Origin of the sequence: Lentilactobacillus parabuchneri DSM 5707 = NBRC 107865 (assembly GCF_001435315.1) — a bacterium.
Taxonomy (GTDB): Bacteria; Bacillota; Bacilli; order Lactobacillales; family Lactobacillaceae; genus Lentilactobacillus; species Lentilactobacillus parabuchneri.
Genome location: NZ_AZGK01000009.1, coordinates 18,752 through 40,891, shown reverse-complemented (window position 1 = coordinate 40,891; position 22,140 = coordinate 18,752). Strand labels below are relative to the sequence as shown.

Here is a 22,140-nt window from a genome sequence, read left to right as displayed (position 1 = left end):
TACTCGATTAAATTGTAAATTGCAATCGAATATTGTATTTACCGAGTAATTGATCGCCTGCGTAAAGTAAATAATCGACGCCGACATTGCCGCGCAACGGTGAACTCAAAATCTCCGTATCAAGCGCTGACGTCACGGTTTGAACGTCCATCATCCCATAAGGTGTCCGATAACGGGCAGCAATCCGCTTACCGTCGCTAAAAATCAACTGCAGCCGATTTTCTCCCGAACGTGTGAGCTTAATGTTGCCGTCATCAGAAATTTTAATGGTAACCGGTACCGGTCCCTCATCAGCATCTTCGTTATAACGAATGTAAATGCTGGTTCCAACTCGCACCAGCTGGCCGACGACATCAAAGACAAAATTTGAACGTTGTCCTTCTTGCAAAATGTTGGTTTCCAAGTGAATTTGTACCGGAACCCCCGTTGCTAAATTATCCATAATACACCTTCTTTATAATCTGTTCTAACTAATTTATTATATATCCAACGACCCGTTTTTGCACTAAAGTCATCTCGTTGAAATGATGCAACTTTTCTTATTTATGATTGGCCGTCTGTTATAATTAATTTGATTGTTTATTTTAAGAAATGGAGAATGAAAATGTCATTTACAAACGTGCCGATAACGGTCATCAATCAACTCTATTCTAAAAGTAACAAATTAGATGCCTTCGCAGACACCAATGCCCTGCTCGAAATATGTGATCGCAACCTTCAACCGTTCGTTCATTTTTGGACAACTGAGGAAGCAACGCTCATTTTAGGGATCAACGATCGTCACCTGCCAAAACTCCCTGATGGCCTTAGAAGTCTCATTAGCAATCACTATGATTATTTTTTAAGAAACTCAGGTGGACTGGCCGTCGTGAGTGATCCAGGGATTTTGAATATCTCCTTATTCATCCCCCAGCCGGATACAGCCTATTCCATCGACCAAGCATACGAGATTATCAAGGGCTTAATCAGCATGTCCTTTCCACAGCTCGACATTCAAAGCTATGAGGTCACGAATTCCTATTGTCCGGGCAAATACGATTTGTCGGTCAATGGCCAAAAGATTGCCGGGATTGCCCAACGGCGGACCACAAACGCGCTGGTGTTAATGTTATACCTGAGCGTTAATGGCGATCAGGACGGTCGCAGCGAAACAGTTGCTGAATTCTATAACGAGGCGGATGCCTATAGTCAATCCCGCTGGACCTTCCCAAAAGTTGACAAAACGTCGATGACAACGGTTCAACAACTGGGATTCTCCGATATTACCCGATCAGACGTTGAACACAAGTTTTTAGAAAGCATCAATCAACAAAATATCGACGTTGACGTGACTTCGGGATCGGATTTATTAATCTCGCAGGAATTCACAGCGGAACGACAAAAGCAGTTACGAAAAATTCAATTGAGAAACGCTCAATTACCAATTGTCTAAGGAGGCAATTTTTTGGATTACGCACATCAACAATTAAAACGTGAAAAGGTCTTTCGAGATCCGGTTCATAACTATGTCTATGTTAAATATCAAGTGATTTTGGATTTAATCAACACCTCGGAATTTCAACGTCTGCGTCGCGTTCACCAGTTGGGGACCACTTCGCTGATTTTTCACGGTGCGGAACATTCCCGGTTCTCTCATTCGGTTGGGGTATACGAAATTGCCCGGCGGATCATCGAGTCTTTTCAGAAAAACTTCCCTTCCAAGCATCCTGGCGATGGCCTGTGGGACGATTCCGAAAAAATGGTGGCATTGTGCGCGGCACTCTTGCACGACGTTGGCCATGGAGCGTACTCACACACCTTTGAGCACATCTTTGGCACCAATCATGAACAGATTACCCAAGCGATCATAACTTCGCCCACAACGGAAATTAACCAGGTTTTACGAAGGGTCAGTCCCGACTTTCCGGAAAAGGTTGCCAGTGTGATTAATAAGACTTATCCCAACAAGCAAGTGGTTGAGATGATTTCCAGTCAATTAGACGCCGACCGGATGGATTATCTGTTGCGAGACGCTTATAACACTGGCGTTAAGTACGGCACCTTTGACTTGTCGCGAATTTTAGAGGTCATGCGCCCTTATCAAGACGGCATTTGCTTTGAAATGAACGGCATGCACGCCGTTGAAGACTACATCGTCAGTCGCTTTCAAATGTATCAGCAGGTTTATTTTCACCCAGTCTCACGGTCGATGGAAGTGATTTTAAACCGCTTGTTGAAGCGGGCCAAGCTGATCTTCAGTTCGGAAGTTCAATCCGATCAGCAGACGCCTTACCTGCTGTTGCCCTTCTTCAAAGGTGATTTCAATTTAGATGATTATCTCCAATTGGACGATGGGGTCTTAAACACCTACTTTATCCACTGGAAACGCTACCCTGACGACATCCTCAGTAATTTAGCCAGCCGGTTTATTGACCGTAAACCCTTAAAATCAGTTAAATATGACAAAACAACGGTTGACCTACTCCCCAGATTGCGTGAGATAATCGAACAGTCAGGATTTAACCCGGATTACTACACGGCAACGGACAACAGTTTTGATCTGCCCTACGATGCCTATCAGGCTGATAAAAAACAGATCCATTTGATGCAGGAAGACGGCACCCTGGTCTCCCTTTCATCGGTCAGCCCACTGGTTCGGGCCATTTCCGACAAGCAAACCGGTGATAACCGTTTCTTTTTCCCACGAGAAATTCTCAAACCGGATGAAAATGTCGACTTGTTTCAACCGGAATATGACGAATTTAACCGCCATATTCGCAATGACAAACTCATTAAATAATCAAGGAGAGTAACCCCTATGGACATCAAATTAATTGCCATCGACATTGATGGAACGCTTCTGAACGAAAAAAACGAATTAGCTCAGGCAACCATTGACGCCATTCAACTGGCAAAACAAAAGGGCGTCAAAGTTGTCTTGTGTACCGGCCGCCCGTTAAGCGGCGTTCAACCATATTTAGATAAGCTTGAAATCACCGGTAAGTCGGAATTTGCAATTACCTTCAATGGTGCCATGGCCCAAAGCCTGGACGGCAACGTCATGGTCAACCACACCATTACTTACGATGATTTTTTAGAGACAGAAATGCTGAGTCGAAAGCTCAACGTGCATTACCAAATTGAAACAACCGACAGCATTTATACCACGAATCGGGACACCAATCCTTACGGTATTGCTGAAAGTTTCTTGGTCCGATTACCGATTAAGTTCAGATCTCCGGAAGAAATTCCCAGGGATCTGGTCATGTCAAAGGCGATGTTCGTTGATTTTCCTGATCAGATTACCAAGGCAAAGGCGTTAATTCCAGCGAGCCTCAAGGAAAAAATGTACGTTGTTCAAACTGAACCGTTTTTCATCGAGATGATGAACAAACAAGCCAGCAAGGGTAAGACTTTGGGCGAACTTGCTGCTCAATTGAACTTAACAGAAGACAACGTCATGGCAATCGGCGACCAAGGCAACGACTTAACCATGGTGAAATACGCAGGATTAGGCGTCGCCATGGGAAACGCCATTGACGAGGTTAAACAAGCGGCTCAATTTGTGACCAAGCCCAACTCCGAAGATGGGGTTGCGTTTGCCATTAATAAGTACGTTAACTAGATCGCTTGTCGTCCGTTTAAGCCAGATAATGGCATGGCTGAGTTAAAAGCTGAGACTTTTCCAGCTTCATCGCAAACAAAAAGAAGAGGTCAAACGCAAAATGAAAATTTGCGTTTGACCTCTTCTTTAACTATTCAAAACGTTAAATACTGGTTAAAATGACACCCAACGCGATCAGGAAGCCCCCGGTTGCCAAACAAAACTTGGCGTACCGGTTCACTCTGATCGGTTGGTTCTTAATTGACGCCACTTCCCGGGCTTTAGGATGCTTCGGGTCGTTTTCAGCTTCCAGATCACTTTTCTTTCGGATATGAAAGCGCCAGCCAGTGAATAAATGACCAGCTCCAACAATAAAAATTGATCCAAGCACAATCAGAAACAGGCCAACTAAAAAGTCAATGTTTCCAATTAACATTTTTGGCAATCGAAACAAAATCGCCAAAATATTGATGATCGCAAGCGCAATAATTGAAGACCAGATCGGTGACTTTTTAATCAACTCAATCATTAATTCTCGGCACCACGAAATCGATTATTGAATAACGGGCTAACCGGCTTATTTTCATTAATCCGCTTAATCGCGTCACCAATCAATGGCCCAACGGAAACCTGTTCAATCTTGTCAACTTGCTTTTCTTTGGTTAATTGGATCGTATCGGTCACTACCAACTGTTTAATCGGTGACTTTTGAATTCGATCAATTGCAGGCCCGGAAAGAACCGGGTGCGTGCAGCAGGCATAAACTTCGCTTGCGCCGGCATCCATCAGTGCTTGAGCACCCAAGGTAATTGTTCCGGCCGTATCAATCATATCATCGATCATCAGACAGCGTTTGCCTTTCACATCACCGATGATATTCATGATTTCAGCAACGTTTGCGCGCGGACGGCGTTTATCAATGATGGCAATCGGTGCCTTTAAGAATTCGGCCAAAGCGCGTGCTCTGGAAACACCACCGTGATCAGGTGAAACAACGACGTCATTACTGCCAAATCCCTGCTTAATAAAGTGGTCAGCAAGTAACGGGGCGCCCATCAAATGATCAACAGGAATATCGAAGAATCCTTGGATTTGAGCGGCATGAAGATCCAGTGCAACCAACCGATCGACGCCGTCTGTTTGTAACATATTCGCCACCAACTTAGCGGTAATTGGCTCGCGGGAACGGGCTTTTCGATCTTGACGGGCATAACCGTAATACGGAATGACCACATTAATTGTTCCGGCACTGGCTCTTCTCAAAGCATCAACCATAATGAGCAGCTCCATCAAGTTATCATTAACCGGAGCGGATGTCGACTGGATAATAAATATATTATCACCGCGGATACTTTCGTCAATGTTTATTCGAATTTCACCATCGCTGAAACGATCAACCGACGTTTTACCCAAAGGTACACCAACAGTTTGAGCAATTTTTTCAGCCAAGGGCCGATTAGAATTCAGCGCGAAAATCTTTAGTTTCGAATCAAAATATTGCTGAGCCATATGATCCTCCAATATGTTTTTTGTTAACTCTTTATCCCAATGACTTAATTATACAATGTTTTAATTAAAAATCAGAGTTAATCTTTCTGATACGGCAACTTTTTAAAATAGCCGGCTTTGTTTGTCTGACGTGCGCGGGCGATGGCCATATCGTACTGATTAACCGTCTTGTTAATGGTGGATCCAGCAGCAATAAATGAATGGTCGGCAACTTCAAGTGGCGCAATTAAATTGGAGTTGCTGCCGATAAATGAATCGTCGCCAACCGTGACGTCATGCTTATGAGCACCGTCGTAATTGGCGAAAATAACCCCACAGCCAACGTTGATGTTTTTGCCAAGCTTGGCGTTACCAACGTATGTCAAATGGCCAACCTTGGTGCCTTCGCCAATTGAAGCCTTTTTAATTTCAACAAAGTTACCCAAATGAACGTGTTTGCCAATCCGTGCCTCGGGCCGCAAATGACTGTTGGGACCGATATCCGAGTGGTCCATCATTTCGGACGATTCAATTAACGAAGACGTCACTTTCACGTGATCGTGCAGAATTGAGTCGCGAATTTCAGAGTTGGCGCCAATATAACAATTGCTGCCGATAACCGTGTTGCCTTTGAGCTGGACGCCGGGTTCAATAATGGTGTCAGCGCCAATCTTAACACCGGCATCGATGTAGGTCCGTTCCGGGTCAATCATTGAGATTCCATCCATCATGTGTTGGCGGTTAATCCGGGTCCGCATAATTTTAGTTGCCCGAGCCAACGCAATTCGATCGTTGACACCCATAGATTCATCGAAATCATCCATCTTGTATGCGGCAATCGTTTCGCCCTCCGATTTCAAAATTTCGATGACGTCAGTCAAATAATACTCACCCTGGGCATTATCATTGGTCAACTGATGTAAAGCATCAAACAACGCCTTGTTGTCGAAAACATAGACACCGGTGTTAATTTCATCGATTGCCTGTTCTTCACGGGTGGCATCTTTTTGTTCAACGATTTTTTCAACAATTCCCAAGTCATTGCGGACAATCCGGCCATAACCGGTTGGATCAGGCGCTTTGGAAGTTAAAATCGTGGCTTTTGCCTTTTTATTTTGGTGGTAGGTAAACAGGTCATTAAAGGTTTTGGTTGTCAACAATGGTGTATCGCCACTGACAACCATCGTCATCCCATCTAAGTTGCCCAATAATTTTTCGGCCTGTAAAACAGCGTGTCCGGTCCCCAACTGCTTTTCTTGGACGGCATACTGTGTTCGGTTCCCCAGATTTTGACGGACGGCGTCAGCCCCAAAGCCGACAATCGTCACAACATTATCCATATTGGCCTTCTCAACTGCCGTTAAAACGTGATCAACCATTGTTTTGCCGCATAGGCGGTGCAGCACCTTATAAAGTTTTGACTTCATTCGGGTGCCTTTGCCGGCGGCTAGTATGATTGTGTTTTTTGTTGCCATTATTTATGTCTCCCCAATGCTTTTCTAATTAAAAATTTTATCAAGGTAATTTCCTGGTTGGGAAACTACAGTATTGTTTTCAGCGTCCACTCTCATGAGTGAGGTATAGTCACCAATCGTTCGACCGTTTGGCGCAGTGCTTTCAGCAACCACACCGACACCAATCAAATTAGCATCAAATTCGTCGACCATTGAAATCATGCCCCCAACGGTTCCGCCGCCACGCATATAATCGTCAACGATTAACACGTTTGAATCAGGCTTCAGACTGCGTTTGGACAACGACATTTTTTCGATTCGAGTCGAAGAACCAGATACATAGTTGACGTTGACCGTTGATCCTTCGGTGATTTCAGTATCGTGTCGAACAATCACAAACGGCACGTTCAAGAAGTCCGCAACGCTTTGCGCAATTGGAACACCCTTGGTCGCAATCGTCATGACGGCGTCGACGTTTTGGTTTAAATATTGGGTCGCAAAAATTCGGCCAATTTGTCGCAACGTGGCCGGACTGCCCAATAAATCAGACATATAAACGTAGCCCCCCGGAAGATAACGGGCATCTGAAGACATCTCAGCAATCAGCTGATTGACGACTTCTTGCGCCTCTTCTTTTAAGATATACGGCAAAAACCTGGTACCGCCAGCAGCACCAGGAATTGTTTCAAGTAGACCAGTTCCACGATTTTGAAATGTTCGTTTTAATATTGTTAAATCTTCGCTGATTGAAGACTTGGCCGACTCATAGCGATCCGCAAAAAAGGTCAAAGGGACCAGCGTATGCGGCCGTTCAAGTAAGTAACGCGTCATATCGATCAGTCGATCACTTCTTCTTACTTTCAAAAATTCCACCTCGAGTTTATGTAATATCTATTTGATTTTATCATAAATAGTTCGGCTTTAGGGAATTAACATACAAAATTAGTCCAAATTTTAACGACTCTTATTACTAATCGAATTATACAGTAATGCCGAAGCGTAAATAACTGCTTCAATTGTGGCAATGAAAAAGGTTACCGGCCAGTTGGTAACATATCCCAGATAAAGGCCAAACCAAACACCAAAAAGAGCAAAGGCGATTGCCAATAACATCATTTGAATCACGGTATGGGCGAAATATTTCGAACTGGCAGCCGGCAATGTCAGCAGCACAAAAATCAAGAGTGAACCGACAATCTGCGCGGCAACACTGACACTAAATGCCAGTAAGACTAAGAAAATAATTGAAATCAAGGCACTGTGAATGTGATTTGTTTTGGCACCGACAGCGTCGAACGAGTCGTCCTTCAAGTTTCTAAAAATGACGAATAAGACGATTAACACGAGTACGGACAGCGAAGCCATTTGGACAACTTCTTGATGGCTGATCCCAATGACGCTTCCAAATAAAATATTGGTGGCGTAACTGGAATTCTTGTTGGAAAGTGACAAAAATAAAATTCCCAGCCCAATAAATAACCCAGAAATGGCACTAATCACTGACTCACGACGAGATTCAACGGCGCCGCTGAGTTCACCCACCAAAATTGAACTGACGGTCGTAAACGCCAGCATCCCGTTCAAAGGCGTCCAGCCGATAAAAATACCAAAAGCCGCGCCCGCAAAGCCGATTTCAGAAAGTGTGTGCGTCATAAAGGGCATATTTCGTGCAACCACGAAGACGCCCATGATGCCACTGACAATTGCAATCAACGTCCCCGCCAAATAGGCGTTTTGCATAAATTCAAGACTAAACATATTCGCCCTCCTTTGAATCATTATGCAGCTCATCAATTGGGCCTTGCGTGTATCCTTGTTTGGTCAACCAAAGGAAGTGATCCGGATACTCGTGAATGACTTGCATATCATGAGAAACAAAGATCACGGTCAACCCAAGCTCCTTGTTTAGTCGAAGGACGACATCCAACAGTTCCCGCTTGGTATTTGGATCCAAACTGGCCGTTGATTCATCGAGAATTAACAGGTCAGGATCGTTAATGAGTGCTTGTGCCAGATAAGCCTTTTGCTTTTCACCACCGGATGCCAATCCAAGCGGCCGTTTTGCAATGTGGTCCAGGTTCACCTGCTTGATCACAGATTGAACCTTTGCCTTTTCTTTTCGAGACAACCAGGGCAGCTTAATTCCGGTAAAGTTCAGCGAGATAAAATCTTCAATTGATAATGGGTATTCAACATCCACGTTTCGAAATTGAGGGACGTAGCCAATTTTGAGACCTGGCTTGATGTTGATTTTACCGGCTGATGGCCTTAACTGCTCTAAGATAAGTCGGACAAGGGTCGTTTTTCCTACCCCGTTTTCGCCGATAATCCCTAAAAACTCACCGCGGTGGACCTTGAAGCTCAAATCTGAGAGCACTAGATGATTCGGAAAGCTTAACGATAATTGTTCTACTGAAATTAATGTTTCATTCAAATGAAACGACCTCCGCAACTTTGTAAAAAGTAATTATTACTATTTTAGTTTAGATGAAAACAAATTTTTGTCAATCGCTGTCAGCACATAAAAAGGGTTGCTTGAACAAAACTTAAGTTTTGCTGGCAACCCTATGTTGTTAATGATATCCGTTTGTCGGTTAAATAACCGGATCCGTCTCGCATTCCGGCTGGGCAATATAAGCTTCGTTGCAAAATCCGGAAATGCTGTTGTAAACCCGATGAGCACGCGATTCTGTGCGACAAATCCCAAAAACAGTTGGCCCACTTCCGCTCATTTCAGAACCATCCGCGCCGTACTCAATCAATCGCCGCTTGAGCGTGGCAATCTGTGGATGACTGGCAGCCGTGATAACTTCTAATGAATTGCCAATATTTTCGGTGATTTGATCGTAGTTTGCTGATTCAATCCCCATTAATAAGGCGTCAATATTTGGATGCGTGATCTCGGTATGAGCTAGTCGTTTCAAAATTTTGGGTGTCGATACACTCACATTGGGCTTGGCAAGAACAAACCACATCTTCGGTAATTTGTTAAGCGGGGTCACCACTTCTCCCCGGCCACTAACAAGCGCGGTTCTGCTATACACACAGTAAGGAACATCGGAATCCACGTGCAGACCCAAACGGGCGAGTTCGGCCAACGATAGGTTGGTTTCAAAAATGCAATTAAGGGCCCGCAACACGGCGGCTGCATCAGATGAGCCGCCACCGAGCCCAGCAGCAACCGGAATGTTTTTTTCGATGACAATATCCAAACCGGACTTGATATTCATTTGTTGTAAAAACAGGTGGGCAGCTTGATACGCCAGATTACGTTTATCATTCGGCAAAAAGCCACTATCGGAGCGGATGGTAATCGACCGGGAATTTTGAGTGGCCACCTGGACGTGATCACTTAATCCAATCGAAGTCATGACCATCCGCCACTCAATTGTCCCGTCAGCATGAATAAAGGGGACATCCAGCCCTAAGTTTAACTTAGCCGGTGCCCGCATAATCATTTTCAATTCGCCTCGCCCCCTCCACTCATTCACTAATAACAAAATTATACTAAATTATTAATAAAATGTCAGTGAATAAGTTGGATTTGGGTAAAACAAAAAGGCCTCGCGGGCCCAAATTGATTATCCAACAAGATGGCATTAGACTGCCTGGATATGATCAAAGTCAACTTCAATATTTTTGGTTAAAATATCAGTATAACTGTATGATACGCGCTCGAAGTTGGCCTTCCCCGGGTCTAATTCGACAACAAAAACAGCCGGGAACGTTTCCCTCAAAATTCCCGTTCGTTTAGTCGTCTTTCTTCTCCCGATTTGAGAAGTTACGAGTACATGCTGGCCGATATGATCGTCCATCTTATGCTTAATCACAGATAAAGTCACTGGCATCCTATTCACCTCACGATGGCTAATTATACCACATGAGTAATAGAAAAGCAATTTTTACCACAAATCAGGTCATCTGACAACAATAGAACGATGAGAATTAGATTAGATTTGTCGAAGTATGAAAGGCATTTGCCATCGCGACAAACTGCTCCACGGTGAGACTTTCCGGCCGATCACTTGGATCAATTGCGACCTGGTTTAAAACTTCCTTAATCGCTGCTTTCCTTTCAGGCGTTTTACCAAAAACACCCTGTAAATTATTCCAAAGTGTCTTCCGCTGATGCATGAAGCATCCCCTGACAAAACTAATAAATATTTTCGAGTCGAAAGGCGTGACTTTCCGGTCAGTTTTCGGTGACAGCTTCACAATCGCTGAATCAACTTTGGGTTGCGGGATAAAGGCCGTCTTTGGGACAATAAACGAAATTTCGACATCGTTTAATTCTTGGACAATCACAGACAAAGACCCATACGGCTTTGTTGAAGGCACGGCCGTCAGTCGTTCGGCGACCTCTTTTTGCATCATGACAACAATCGCGTCAAAGGTCACCTGACCGGCAATCAGATTCATCACAATCGGCGTCGTAATGTAATATGGGAGATTGGCAACAACTTTCAGGGATTTATTAGCATCAAATTCCTGTGAAATAATTTCAGGTAAATTTGCTTTTAAAATATCCTGATTGATAATTTTTATGTTATCGTACGGTGCCAAAGTTTCGCTTAAAACCGGCAACAAGTTGGCATCAATTTCAAACCCCAAAACTTTGTTGGCTGCTTTAGCCAGCTGCTCCGTCAAGCCGCCAATTCCAGGCCCAATCTCAATCACGTTATCATCCTTGGGAATCTGAGCCGCTTCAACAATGTTGTCTAAGACATCTAAATCAGTCAAGAAATTTTGACCGAGGCTCTTCTTAGCTGACAGATGATACTGGTTCAAAATCGCTTGGGTCCGCGTTGGACTGGCAATTTGTGGGTATTCAGTCATTTGAATCCTCCTTATCAATCTGCTTAACAGCAGCCAAAAACTGGTCACGGGTAATGCCAAACATTCGCAGCCGGTGTTGCAGCTGCTTGCCATTGACGTAGCCGATTCGTAACAGCTCGCCAAGTTGTTCCCGCCGTTTTTTGGCGCTTGGATTGCCCATTAGGCCTTCATGCATCAGTTCTTCTCTAGAAATCAACTCGGCGGCCGAATCATCTTCCGTGTAAACTTTGCTGAGCGCCTCACGAATTGACTCGATACTGGCATGCTCTACGCCAAGTGACCCGTCAGATCGGTTGGGAACCCCCTGCTTCTTGGTAATAAATGCGTGCTTTGCATTGGGAACTTCAGCTGAAATTGTTTTGCGAATTTTTTCGCCGGAAAAATCCGGATCGGTAAACACAATGATTCCCCGAGTTTCGGCAACCTTTTTAATCAGATCCAAAGTTTCATCTGGAATCGCTGATCCCCTCGTCTCGATCGTATCGGCATCAACTGCTCTTTGAATTCGTTTCGTGTCGTCTTTTCCTTCAACGACAATCACTTCTTTAATTTTTTTCATTTATCCTCAATTCCAAATAATCTCAGTGCGTTGTGATAGGTGTGATCAGCAATGACGTCCGGATTAACATCACAAATTCTGGCAATCGCTTCAACCGTGTACAGCGTGTACGCCGGCTCATTTTGTTTACCGCGCATGGGCTCCGGTGCCAAATATGGTGCATCCGTTTCGACCAGCATCTCATCAAACGGAGTGTTTCTGACGGCGTCGTGAACCTCGTGGGTCTTCTTGAAGCTGGCAACACCGCTATAAGAAACCAGCATCCCCAAATCCAGAAACTTTTTAAGCCATTCAACATCCCCATTAAAACTGTGCATCACGCCACGAATATCCGAAACGTCCATTTCTTTAAGAATGGCGTAGGTATCTTCAAACGCATCCCGGTTATGAATCGAAATCGGCAGGTGCAATTGCTTGGCAATATCAATTTGACGCTTGAAGACGCGTTTTTGGACTTCTCTTGGAGACGTTGTTTGGTGATAATCGAGCCCGATTTCACCTAACGCAACGACTTTAGGACTCTGGAGCTGTTCAATCAGCAGTTTCTCCTCAGCCTCATGATAGTGAATCGAGTCTTCCGGGTGCCAACCAATAATCGAATACATGTCGTCATATTGTGCCGCCAGTTCGAGTGATAAATCATTGAGCTTTTGGTTAGAACCCACGTTGGCAATCTTAACGACGCCCAAATTTTGAGCGTGTTGAAAGTACTGATCTGCTTGTGGATACAATTGTGAATCATTTAAATGCGTATGTGAATCAAAAATTTTCATTTCTTACTCCATGTTCATCGATAAAAATAGGGATTGTGACAAAACTTGCGTCTTGTTTCCAATCCCTAGTTTTCACTCCGATTAGCTTGCCACAACTACTTGATTTATTCCAGTGTGACCCCATTTTCGAGGTGCGAGCCGACTGTAACCAATTCAACGTTGCCATCTTTATGTTCAACTGATAGCAGCATCCCTTGGCTAACCTGGCCACGCATTTTTCTTGGCTTCAAATTCGAAACAATGATCACTTTTTTGCCAATTAATTTTTGATAATCCGGATACCACTGGGCAATCCCGGATAAAATCTGGCGATCGCCGTCATCTCCGGCATCAAGTCTAAATTGAAGCAGTTTATCTGCACCTTCAACCCGGTTGACGTCTTTAATTTCAGCAACCTTCAGTTCGATTTTTTCAAATGCTTCAAATCGAACTTCCTTCTTAGTCAAATTCAAATTGGTTGTTTCCGGATCAAAATCGGCTTCCGCAGCCTCCTTCATCGCAGCCCGACCTTTGGCTTTATCTGTCTTTGTCATTTGCTGCTTGATGAAGTCGACTTCATCATCAACTTCAACCCGTGGGAAGATTGGCGTCCCTTTAGCCACACATTTTGCGCCGGCAGGCACGTCTTCAAATCGAAGGTTCTTCAAGTTAATGTCTTCTTTAATCCCAAGCTGGGTAAAGATTTCTTTCGGTGCGTGGGTCATGACCGGACTGATCAGCTCGGCAATCACACGTAAGCCGGCAGCCAAATGGGCCATCACAGAATCAAGTTTTTCTTTATCATCAGGATTTTTGGCCAAATTCCAAGGTTCGGTTTGGTCAATATATTTATTGGTTTGCGCAACCAATTTCCAAGCTTCTGCCAATGCGTCTGAAAAATGCAGCTCGTCCATTAACTGTTGGTAATTGGTAATCACGGCCGAAGCAGTGTCTTCAAGCTCATGATCTGCTTCATTAACGCCTGATTTGAAGGTTGGAATAATCCCATCTTCATACTTATTAATCATCGAAACGGTCCGATTTAACAAATTCCCCAGATCGTTGGCCAAGTCGAAGTTCAAGCGGTCAATAAAGTCTTCCGGCGTAAACAAGCCGTCATTGGCATACGGCATTGCCCGCAACAGGTAGTACCTGAGTGCGTCCAGCCCGTATCGGTCAACCAACGTTTCTGGATAAATCACATTGCCCTTTGACTTGGACATCTTGCCGTCTTTCATCAACAACCAGCCATGACCATAAACCGTCTTGGGTAGTGGTAACCCAAGTGCGTGCAAAATGATTGGCCAATAAATCGTGTGGAAACGGACAATTTCTTTTCCAACCATTTGAACATCGGCTGGCCAATACTTTTTGAAATTGGTATTGTCTTTTCCGTCATAACCTAACGCGGTGATATAGTTGGTCAACGCGTCAATCCACACATAAACCACGTGTTTGGGATCTGATTTAACCGGCACTCCCCAAGTAAAGGTTGTCCGGGAAACTGCCAAATCTTCCAAGCCGGGTTCAATAAAGTTTTTGATCATTTCGTTCATTCGAGTTGCAGGCTGAATAAAGTCCGGATGCTCTTGGTAATATGTCCGCAACCAGTCAGCGTACTTACTCATTTTGAAGAAATAAGACTGTTCGTGGACCAATTGAACTTCGTGGCCACTAGGCGCCTTGCCGCCAATCACCTTACCGTCATCATCACGGTAAACTTCGGCGAGTTGACTTTCCGTAAAGTACTCCTCATCGGAAACCGAATACCAACCTGTGTATTCACCAAGGTAAATGTCGCCTTGATCCAACAGTTGTTGAAAAATATCGGCAACTGCTTTTTCATGGTAATCATCCGTTGTTCGAATAAACTTCGTGTTGGAAATTTCCAACTTTTTCCAAAGCTGTTTGATGGACCCTGCCATCTTGTCAACGTAATCTTTGGGAGACATGCCCAGCTGTTCTGCTTTTTGTTCGATCTTTAACCCATGTTCATCAGTTCCAGTCAGGAAAAACACGTCGTAGCCCATTGCGCGTTTGTACCGGGCTTCGGCATCACACGCGATGGTGGTGTATGAATTTCCAATATGTAATTTTCCTGATGGATAATAGATAGGAGTTGTGATATAAAATGTTGGCTTACTTTCTGCCATGAAAGTACCTCTTTTCACATTTAATTAATCTTTAATTTAATACAATCAAGTATAGCAAATATTTTTTAGAATGGCGATGAGATTTGCACGTCGCCAAACTTTGCATAGTAATAACGACCTCACTGAACGAGCAGTCTATTGATCACACCATTAACGGTTAAAACAAATTCATCTGAAGCGGCCCGAGCCCACCAAAGGTTAATCCGAGCATCTCCTTGAGCTGCAGGGCATTATCTGCCGCGTCACCGCCGGAATTATTGTTGAAAATAACGCAAACTTCATCTACCTGGTCGTTGAGCGTTTGAACCGTTTGCTTAAATTCGCTAAGTTCGGCTTCGGAATACCGATATAACGTTCGCCTGCTTCGCCACTCACTGGATTGATCGGTCCATCCCGAAACGTTTCGCCCGTGAAGTCTCAGCAATGCCAATTTTGAACTGGTCACGACAGGCTCAAATGGCACGCCGCGATTGGTGGTGTGCGGCTCGTCCACCGCCACCAGTGTGATTCCCAGTTCTTTTAAATAGCCGGCAACATCCCTGGTAATCTCATCCCCATACCAAGTTGAATTGCGAAATTCCACGGCGATTGGATACCCTTGCATTAACAGACTGATGCGGCGGAGATATTCAATGGTCGCGACGCTTCTGGCAAAGTATGGCGGAAACTGAAATAAGACCGCCTTTAACTGGTGAGTTGCCATTAGCGGGGCAATCGCGCGTTTGTAGTCGTTAAAGACAACCAGCCGCTCTTCGTTGCCCACCGGCTCTGAACTACCCTGATCATGCATCGTCATCACTCGGTTGGCTTTCAAAATGAACTGAAAATTCTTCGGAACCTGATGCAACCAATTTTCGATCACCGTTGACTTGGGAATTGCATAAAACGGCGTATCCAATTCCACCACCGGAAAGTGAGCACTATATTCTGTGAGTCTGACTTTGCGTTTTGCGCCATCAATTAAAGCCGGATGATCGGAAAACGTTGTGAGTCCAATTGTAATCAATCATCCCGCCTCCTCGTTTTAAGCATGAACCTGCAGATCCTTGAAAAAGTCGACCGCATTTTCTTTGATCATTGTAAATGGAAAATTAAAGGTCAATTGTTCTTCGTTTACGGCTAAAACCTTTGCGTTCGCTGAACGATAATCGATCAGGCCGGCAAATGGGTAGACCCGCATTGACGTCCCAACGATAACGAGCAGGTCAGCCCTTGATACTGCCTCAACACTCTTAGAGATTGCGTCCGGATCCAACCCTTCACCGTATAAGACGATGTCAGGACGCAAAATTCCGCCGCAGTTTTCGTGATACATGCTCTTCAGGTAATCCTTGTAGTCGACCTTCTTGCCGCATTTTTGACAATAGACCGTGTATAAGTTGCCGTGAAATTCAATTAGATTTTGAGTCCCGGCCTTTCGATACAAACTGTCAATATTTTGCGTGACAACAACCGCATCCTTTTGATGGGTAAATGCCGCTTGTTTTTCGTGAATAACGTTTGGTTTGGCGTCCGGATAATACATATTTGATTTTTCATATTGCCAAAAAACTTCTGGCTCGTCACGCAAACAGTCCGAACTCAAATAATACTCGGCCGGTTTATCCGACTGGTCATTTGTGTACAGGCCATTTTTGGAACGATAATCAGGAATCCCAGATGCCGTTGACACCCCGGCCCCGGTTAAAAACACAATGTTGTTTGCCTGATCAAATTCAGCTTGAATCTTAGGATCAATCATCATCTGTCTCCTTTCATGAACTATTTTCGGATAATATATGGCATTTTCAAGTCTTCAAACAACTCGCGAACCGTTTGATCATAAACCTTTTTGAAAAATTCAGGATCGTCTTGATTCCCCTTTGGATTCGCCAAAACAAACGAATTCTGGTCATCAACCCGGTTAAAGCCAACGTATCCTTTGGTATTGCTTTTAACTTCAACAAGATCCGAGTGGTAAATTTCAAATAATTGCTTGACTTTAAGCCCCAACTGACGTTCCGATAAGACACTTGTCACCGTGGTGAACTCTGTGTTGTGAAGCGCCGGCAATTCCCAGTCCTTGAGCTGCTCATCAAAGGCCTTGAAGAGTTTGACAACATTTCTGCGCAAGCTGAAAGGAGAATCCGTTGGCTTTTCAGAAATCACCTGGTACAGCTTTTGAGCGGCGGCAAATGAAACCGGAAAGTCCTTGGCAAATTTGTCGGCAACTTGATCGACACCGTCGCCATAAAAGACGAGTGCGTCAAGCAGAGTTGTCAATCTTAACATCATTTGATCGTCTAACGGATCCGGTTCAGGCTTGATGGTTGCGTATACACCTTTGAGGTACATGTCCTCAATTTCCTGATTGATCAAGTGGTGCTTGCGCTGTTCGGATACGACCACAAAATGCGAGACAATATCGTAGAGTTCGGTCCCCATCATTTTGAGCTGTTCATCTAAATTGTCATCACCGGTTGTGAGTGAATAAAAGACCTGTGGAAAGCCCCGCAGCACCATCAATAAATGAAGCAGCTCATGAGAAGCCGTGTAGTTCGGTGCACTCAAATCAGCAATTTGGACAATAATATTCTTTCCATCCTGGACTGTTTGAGCTTGATCGTGACGGACATATCCGGATTGCAGCTTGCCGATAAAGGTCACCGCAATGTTTCCGGGGAAAAAGTTATTGACCGCGTCAATTAAGCCGTGGACGTCCTTGTTAAGCTCGATATCAATGTTGTTATCCATGTTGTTCTCCTATCTGCGTATCGTCTTTAAAATTTGTTTAACTGCCCGAGAATCGGGGTTCTTGAGTTGTCTTAGCTGATTAATCACTTGCGGCAATTCAAAATCCTGGGCCCCATTTGATAAAGCTAAAGATTTTAACTGCAGGTTCATGTGACCTTTTTGAATTCCCTCTGTTACCAACGCTTTTAGAGCCGCCAAGTTTTGGGCCAGCCCCACCGCGGCAATCAACGCCATTTCTTCTTGGGTGTTATGAATCGCTGCAATTTGCTTATTGATCGCCACCAGCGGTAAAACCTTGTTAGCGCCGCCTACAAAGCCGATTGGAACTGGCAGGTCCATTTGTCCAATCAAGTCTTTATCGCTCATCTGCCACGTGCTGAGGCCCTTATACGCCCCTGTCCGCGCAGCATATGAATGGACCGCACTTTCAACCGCCCGCCAATCGTTACCAAAGGCAATTGTCGCGGCATCGACACCGTTCATAATTCCCTTATTGTGAGTCGCCGCGCGTCGGAAGTCCAGTTGAGCCACTTGGCTGGCATCAACGATCCGCTGGCCGACCACTTGTCCGCTCATCGATTGGGTTGCTAACTGTGCAAGTGGCACTTTACCCGAAACATGGACCACTGCTTCATCCGCGTAATTTGTCAAAATCGCCATGGTGATTTCGGCGTTCATTTGGTTTCTGAGCCAGTTAGAAAGTGCCTCCAACATCGTATTGATCATGTTGGCGCCCATCGCCTCACCCGTATCAACCATCAAGTCGATGGACGTAAAGGTTGAATCCAACTGGCGGACCGAGAGGCGTTTTGCACCGCCGCCATAGCTTAAAATGCTTGGATGGCTGTCATTTGCAATTTCGATCATCTCCGCTTGGTGGTCAGCCACAAACGCGCGAAGTTGAGAAAAAGCGCCATTTTTGATGATTATTTGGCCGCCGGTCAGTTGACTGGCAACTTCTGCTTGAATCCCGCCACCGGCCGCTAACAGCCGACTGCCATTACTGGCCGCTGCGATGACCGACGGCTCTTCAGTCACCATCGGCACCAGGTGCGAATGGCCGTTAACCACCACGCCAACCGCAACGCCCTGTGGCAGGCCAAAGTCGGTCACATAATTTTCAATGACCTGACCGGACGGCTGTGAAAACTGCTGCTTGATTAAATCCAATTGGTCCGGTGTCAACCCGGCTTCTTCAGCGATCAAGTCTAATCTTTTCTGGAATGGTTTCTTATAAAAGTGGTTCCACTTACTGTCCATATTATCACCATCGGTTTTGAATGCACAAAAAGCTGGTTATCTGCCAGCCTTTATGATGTCCCATATTCTTTTTGGATATATTCGGTAATGATGCCTTCACGAACCCCGCTCTCTGAAAACAGCACCTTTTTTGCTTCAATTTTATCCATCAACACAATCAGTGGCAGAAGGCCGCCGACGATGATGTCGGCACGATCGTGTTCAAGTCCTTGAATCTTGCGACGTCGGTTGACGTTTCCCTTGAGCAAATTCAAATAAGTCCGATTCACTTGTTCAGCGGTCAAATGATAGCCGTGGATGGCATCAATTCGGACCATGTTTTGACGGCGCCGGTTAATTCTTGCCAAGGTTCGGTTCGCACCCCCAAGCAGGACAAGGGGCTGATGAGTAGCCCGGGCCAACCAGTCAATCTTTGAATAAATTTTACGAATGTTAAATTGCGCGTTAAATAAATTGGCTCCAGTGATATTGTCGTTCAAATGGTAGCGCTCGGTAATATTAACCGCCCCAATTGGAATACTGGTCAAATTGGCACTTTCGCCATTGCTCACCCGAATGAGTTCACAACTGGCACCGCCAATATCTAAAATGAGACAATTTTTGATTCCCAAACGATTGATAACGCCCAGATAATCGTAATAGGCTTCTTGGCTTCCGGTCAGCACTTTCAGGGAAATTCCAATTCTGCTTTTAACGGCCTGCAGAAATTGAGCTTGATTTTTAGCCTGCCGAACAGCTGCAGTCGCAATCCCAATCACCCGTTTGTCCTGATACTGGGAATAAATCTGCTTAAAGTCAGCTAATGATTCAATGGTCCGTTCCATGGCGGCGGGCTGTAAAATCTTGCCGCGCCCCATCCCTTCAGACAACCGACTGTCACTTTTAATCCGTTTAATCTCGCGGTAAGATCCGTCTGCTGAAATCTGATTGATTGCCATTCTGACTGAATTGGAACCAATATCCAAAATTACAAGGTTTTCCATCCCTGCCACCCTTTCTGGACATATTAGTCAAAATAGTTAATGCCAATGGCGTCCCGAACTTCTTTAAGAGTTTGATTAGCCACTTTATTAGCCGATTCACTGCCCTTTTTAAGAATGTCGTAAACTCCCTGTTCGTCTTCAGCGTATTGGTTGCGACGTTCCCGAATCGGCTTTAATTCAGCTTGAAGGACGTCGTTTAAGTAACGTTTAATCTTGACGTCGCCCAAACCACCGTGACCGTATTGTTCCTTTAGTTCTTGGACCTTCTGCTTATCCGGATCAAAAATGTCCAAATAAGTGAAGACAGTGTTGCCCTCGACTTGCCCAGGATCTTCGACGTGAATATGGTTGGGGTCCGTATACATCGACATGACTTTCTTTTGAATCGTGTCTTCGTCGTCTGACAGATAAATAGCATTGCCCAGCGATTTGCTCATCTTGGCGTTCCCATCAAGTCCAGGAATTCTTCCCATTCCCTTTGGTGGGAAATAGCCTTCGGGTTCAACCAAAATATCATCGTGATACACGGAATTAAATGTCCGCACGATTTCTCGGGTCTGTTCCAGCATTGGTTCCTGGTCATCCCCCACCGGAACGGTTGTTGCTTTAAAGGCGGTGATATCAGCAGCTTGGCTGATCGGATACATCGCAAAACCAACTGGAACGCTTTGGCCAAAGGCTTTTTGCTTAATTTCGTTCTTAACGGTTGGATTACGGTTCAACCGGGAAACTGTCACCAAATTCGAATAGTGCTGGGTTAATTCTGGCAGCGCCGGAATCTGCGACTGCACCAAAATGGTCGACTTTTCGGGATCAATGCCAACAGCCAAGTAATCCAAAGCAACTTGAATCAGGCTGTGGCGAATTTTTTCGGGATCACGGGCATTATCAGTCAGTGCCTGCATGTCGGCAATCATGATAAATGTTTCGTAGTCACCGGAGTTTTGTAATGCCACCCGGTTTTTTAATGAACCAACGTAATGGCCGATATGCAGCTTGCCGGTTGGTCTGTCACCTGTCAAAATAATCTTCTTTGTCATCATATCCATCCTTTCAAAAAACGCCCTATTGCTTTAACAATAGGACGCTTATACGTGGTACCACCTAAATTGCGACTACTATTTAGCCACCGCTCTAGACGATATGGGCGTCACCCTTTTAATAAATCCAATTCGTCTCGTCGTGGCCGTTTTCAGCTAATCGACCTCTCTGTTACTGACGATTCTACTCACTTTTTAATAACAATTTAATTTTACTGATAAACCACTTAAAAGTAAACCCCGTTTAATCGGAATTTAAAGAAGTTTGTTCGTTAATATCCGGCTGATAAATTAACCTGATTGATGGCAATAGTACCAGTCTGAATGAACGTGGTCAGGTTCTTGTAGAAAATGTTAAAGGCTGCCTGCCCATATTCACGAAAACCTCCGGAAATATGTGGCGTGATGATGACATTATCCATCTCCCATAACGGCGACGTTGCCTCAAGCGGCTCATTTTCAAAGACGTCCAATGCGGCACCAGCCAGTTGATGGGTATCCAGTGCGTCAATCAGCGCCTTGGTATCCACCGAGGGACCACGACCGACGTTAATAAAGACCGGCTGATTTTCCATCTGGTCAAAGAATGCCGGATTAAAGAAGTGCCGGGTCTCAGCGGTCAACGGCATAATGTTGACCACAAAGTCCGCCTTGGCGGCTTCAACTGTACCGGATTTGTCAGTCACAACCCGGTCAAAATGAGCAGCGGGACGGCCATGGCGACTAACGCCGATCGTCGTGACCCCGAAGGCTTTGAGCTTTTCAGCAATCCCCTGGCCAATATGTCCAGTCCCAAAAATGACAACCGTGCGATTCGTCAATGTGTAGATCTGGTTGCGAATTTGATCGCCAATCCAATTATGTTCACGGCGAGCAGCATGACTGGCCTCGATGCCACGGGCAAATGATAGGATGTAGGCAAGCACCATTTCACTGATCGGCTCAGCATGAATGCCACTCACGTTTGCAAGTGAAATCTGTTTTGCCTTAAATTCAGCCAACGGCAAATAATCCACACCAGCAGAGTTGGACTGAACAAACTTGAGCTTGTTGGATTGTGCCAGAACAGATTCGGCAGGCTTGCCCCAGCCGTAGATGACGTCGATGTTTTTGGCGTTACCGCCTAATTTGTCGCCGTCAATGACTTCAACATCGCCTAAAGCAGCCAATTTGGCACGGTTTTGAGCACTCAGTTCAAACAGATTTAAAATTTTCATAAGTCCATCCCTTTCGTTTCTTACATGAAAAAGTATACGCTCCAAACAGACGCAAAAAAAGAAAAGTCGTTTGGTGAAAAAC

Annotated in this window: 23 protein-coding genes; 3 read left to right on the top strand and 20 right to left on the bottom strand. The window is 44.9% G+C overall.

What is annotated here, in order from left to right:
- Window positions 1-7: 7 nt before the first annotated feature.
- Complete coding sequence (locus FC51_RS08775) at window positions 8-442, bottom strand: YwiB family protein (RefSeq protein WP_057908939.1); 435 nt, start codon at window positions 440-442, stop codon at window positions 8-10.
- A gap of 162 nt (window positions 443-604) precedes the next feature.
- Between FC51_RS08775 and FC51_RS08770 the strand changes: the two genes are divergently transcribed.
- From FC51_RS08770 to yidA, 3 genes are read left to right on the top strand one after another with little or no spacing between them, the layout of a single operon-like run.
- A complete protein-coding gene (locus FC51_RS08770; RefSeq protein ID WP_057908940.1) occupies window positions 605-1,432 on the top strand; it encodes a lipoate--protein ligase family protein in 828 nt (275 codons plus the stop codon).
- Between the two features lie 12 nt (window positions 1,433-1,444).
- Entirely contained in the window at window positions 1,445-2,779 is a 1,335-nt protein-coding gene (locus FC51_RS08765; protein WP_057908941.1) for an HD domain-containing protein, read from the top strand.
- A gap of 18 nt (window positions 2,780-2,797) precedes the next feature.
- On the top strand, window positions 2,798-3,604 hold the full coding sequence (gene yidA, locus FC51_RS08760) for a sugar-phosphatase (RefSeq protein WP_057908942.1): 807 nt from the start codon (window positions 2,798-2,800) through the stop codon (window positions 3,602-3,604).
- A 142-nt stretch (window positions 3,605-3,746) separates the two neighbouring features.
- On the opposite strand, the gene FC51_RS08755 is transcribed toward yidA, so the two are convergent.
- The 19 genes from FC51_RS08755 to FC51_RS08665 form a co-directional block, all read right to left on the bottom strand.
- Window positions 3,747-4,112 carry a DUF3899 domain-containing protein gene (locus FC51_RS08755; protein ID WP_057908943.1) on the bottom strand — a complete coding sequence of 122 codons (366 nt, stop codon included), beginning with the start codon at window positions 4,110-4,112 and terminating at the stop codon, window positions 3,747-3,749.
- A complete protein-coding gene (locus tag FC51_RS08750; RefSeq protein WP_057908944.1) occupies window positions 4,112-5,092 on the bottom strand; it encodes a ribose-phosphate diphosphokinase in 981 nt (326 codons plus the stop codon). The genes FC51_RS08755 and FC51_RS08750 overlap by 1 nt, the downstream gene beginning before the upstream one ends.
- A 77-nt stretch (window positions 5,093-5,169) precedes the next feature.
- Window positions 5,170-6,546, bottom strand: coding sequence for a bifunctional UDP-N-acetylglucosamine diphosphorylase/glucosamine-1-phosphate N-acetyltransferase GlmU (gene glmU / locus FC51_RS08745; RefSeq protein ID WP_057908945.1), 1,377 nt, complete (start codon window positions 6,544-6,546; stop codon window positions 5,170-5,172).
- A 24-nt stretch (window positions 6,547-6,570) separates the two neighbouring features.
- The gene (gene purR / locus FC51_RS08740; RefSeq protein ID WP_075141224.1) at window positions 6,571-7,389 is read right to left on the bottom strand and encodes a pur operon repressor; all 819 of its coding nucleotides are present in this window, start codon (window positions 7,387-7,389) and stop codon (window positions 6,571-6,573) included.
- Between the two features lie 90 nt (window positions 7,390-7,479).
- Window positions 7,480-8,283: a metal ABC transporter permease gene (locus tag FC51_RS08735; protein WP_057908946.1), complete on the bottom strand. Its 804-nt coding sequence runs from the start codon at window positions 8,281-8,283 to the stop codon at window positions 7,480-7,482.
- Window positions 8,276-8,959, bottom strand: a complete 684-nt coding sequence (locus FC51_RS08730; RefSeq protein WP_057908947.1) for a metal ABC transporter ATP-binding protein — start codon at window positions 8,957-8,959, stop codon at window positions 8,276-8,278. The genes FC51_RS08735 and FC51_RS08730 overlap by 8 nt, the downstream gene beginning before the upstream one ends.
- A 160-nt stretch (window positions 8,960-9,119) precedes the next feature.
- Entirely contained in the window at window positions 9,120-9,989 is an 870-nt protein-coding gene (gene ispE / locus FC51_RS08725) for a 4-(cytidine 5'-diphospho)-2-C-methyl-D-erythritol kinase (protein ID WP_057908948.1), read from the bottom strand.
- Window positions 9,990-10,124: 135 nt separating this feature from the next.
- Window positions 10,125-10,373, bottom strand: coding sequence for a Veg family protein (locus FC51_RS08720; protein ID WP_057908949.1), 249 nt, complete (start codon window positions 10,371-10,373; stop codon window positions 10,125-10,127).
- A 97-nt stretch (window positions 10,374-10,470) separates the two neighbouring features.
- The gene (gene rsmA / locus FC51_RS08715; RefSeq protein WP_057911269.1) at window positions 10,471-11,361 is read right to left on the bottom strand and encodes a 16S rRNA (adenine(1518)-N(6)/adenine(1519)-N(6))-dimethyltransferase RsmA; all 891 of its coding nucleotides are present in this window, start codon (window positions 11,359-11,361) and stop codon (window positions 10,471-10,473) included.
- Complete coding sequence (gene rnmV, locus FC51_RS08710; RefSeq protein ID WP_057908951.1) at window positions 11,354-11,920, bottom strand: ribonuclease M5; 567 nt, start codon at window positions 11,918-11,920, stop codon at window positions 11,354-11,356. The genes rsmA and rnmV overlap by 8 nt, the downstream gene beginning before the upstream one ends.
- Entirely contained in the window at window positions 11,917-12,693 is a 777-nt protein-coding gene (locus FC51_RS08705) for a TatD family hydrolase (protein ID WP_057908952.1), read from the bottom strand. Before FC51_RS08705 ends, rnmV begins: the two co-directional genes overlap by 4 nt.
- Before the next feature lie 104 nt (window positions 12,694-12,797).
- Complete coding sequence (gene metG / locus FC51_RS08700) at window positions 12,798-14,825, bottom strand: methionine--tRNA ligase (RefSeq protein ID WP_057908953.1); 2,028 nt, start codon at window positions 14,823-14,825, stop codon at window positions 12,798-12,800.
- Window positions 14,826-14,982: 157 nt separating this feature from the next.
- Window positions 14,983-15,831 carry a DUF72 domain-containing protein gene (locus FC51_RS08695; RefSeq protein WP_057908954.1) on the bottom strand — a complete coding sequence of 283 codons (849 nt, stop codon included), beginning with the start codon at window positions 15,829-15,831 and terminating at the stop codon, window positions 14,983-14,985.
- 18 nt (window positions 15,832-15,849) lie between these two features.
- Entirely contained in the window at window positions 15,850-16,566 is a 717-nt protein-coding gene (locus FC51_RS08690; protein ID WP_057908955.1) for an NAD-dependent protein deacylase, read from the bottom strand.
- Between the two features lie 20 nt (window positions 16,567-16,586).
- Window positions 16,587-17,558, bottom strand: coding sequence for a hypothetical protein (locus FC51_RS08685; RefSeq protein ID WP_057908956.1), 972 nt, complete (start codon window positions 17,556-17,558; stop codon window positions 16,587-16,589).
- 9 nt (window positions 17,559-17,567) lie between these two features.
- Entirely contained in the window at window positions 17,568-18,818 is a 1,251-nt protein-coding gene (locus FC51_RS08680; RefSeq protein WP_057908957.1) for a hydroxymethylglutaryl-CoA reductase, degradative, read from the bottom strand.
- A 50-nt stretch (window positions 18,819-18,868) separates the two neighbouring features.
- Complete coding sequence (locus tag FC51_RS08675) at window positions 18,869-19,801, bottom strand: Ppx/GppA family phosphatase (RefSeq protein ID WP_057908958.1); 933 nt, start codon at window positions 19,799-19,801, stop codon at window positions 18,869-18,871.
- Window positions 19,802-19,824: 23 nt separating this feature from the next.
- Entirely contained in the window at window positions 19,825-20,841 is a 1,017-nt protein-coding gene (gene trpS, locus FC51_RS08670; RefSeq protein WP_057908959.1) for a tryptophan--tRNA ligase, read from the bottom strand.
- Window positions 20,842-21,113: 272 nt separating this feature from the next.
- The gene (locus FC51_RS08665; RefSeq protein WP_057908960.1) at window positions 21,114-22,058 is read right to left on the bottom strand and encodes a phosphoglycerate dehydrogenase; all 945 of its coding nucleotides are present in this window, start codon (window positions 22,056-22,058) and stop codon (window positions 21,114-21,116) included.
- Between the last annotated feature and the right edge of the window lie 82 nt (window positions 22,059-22,140).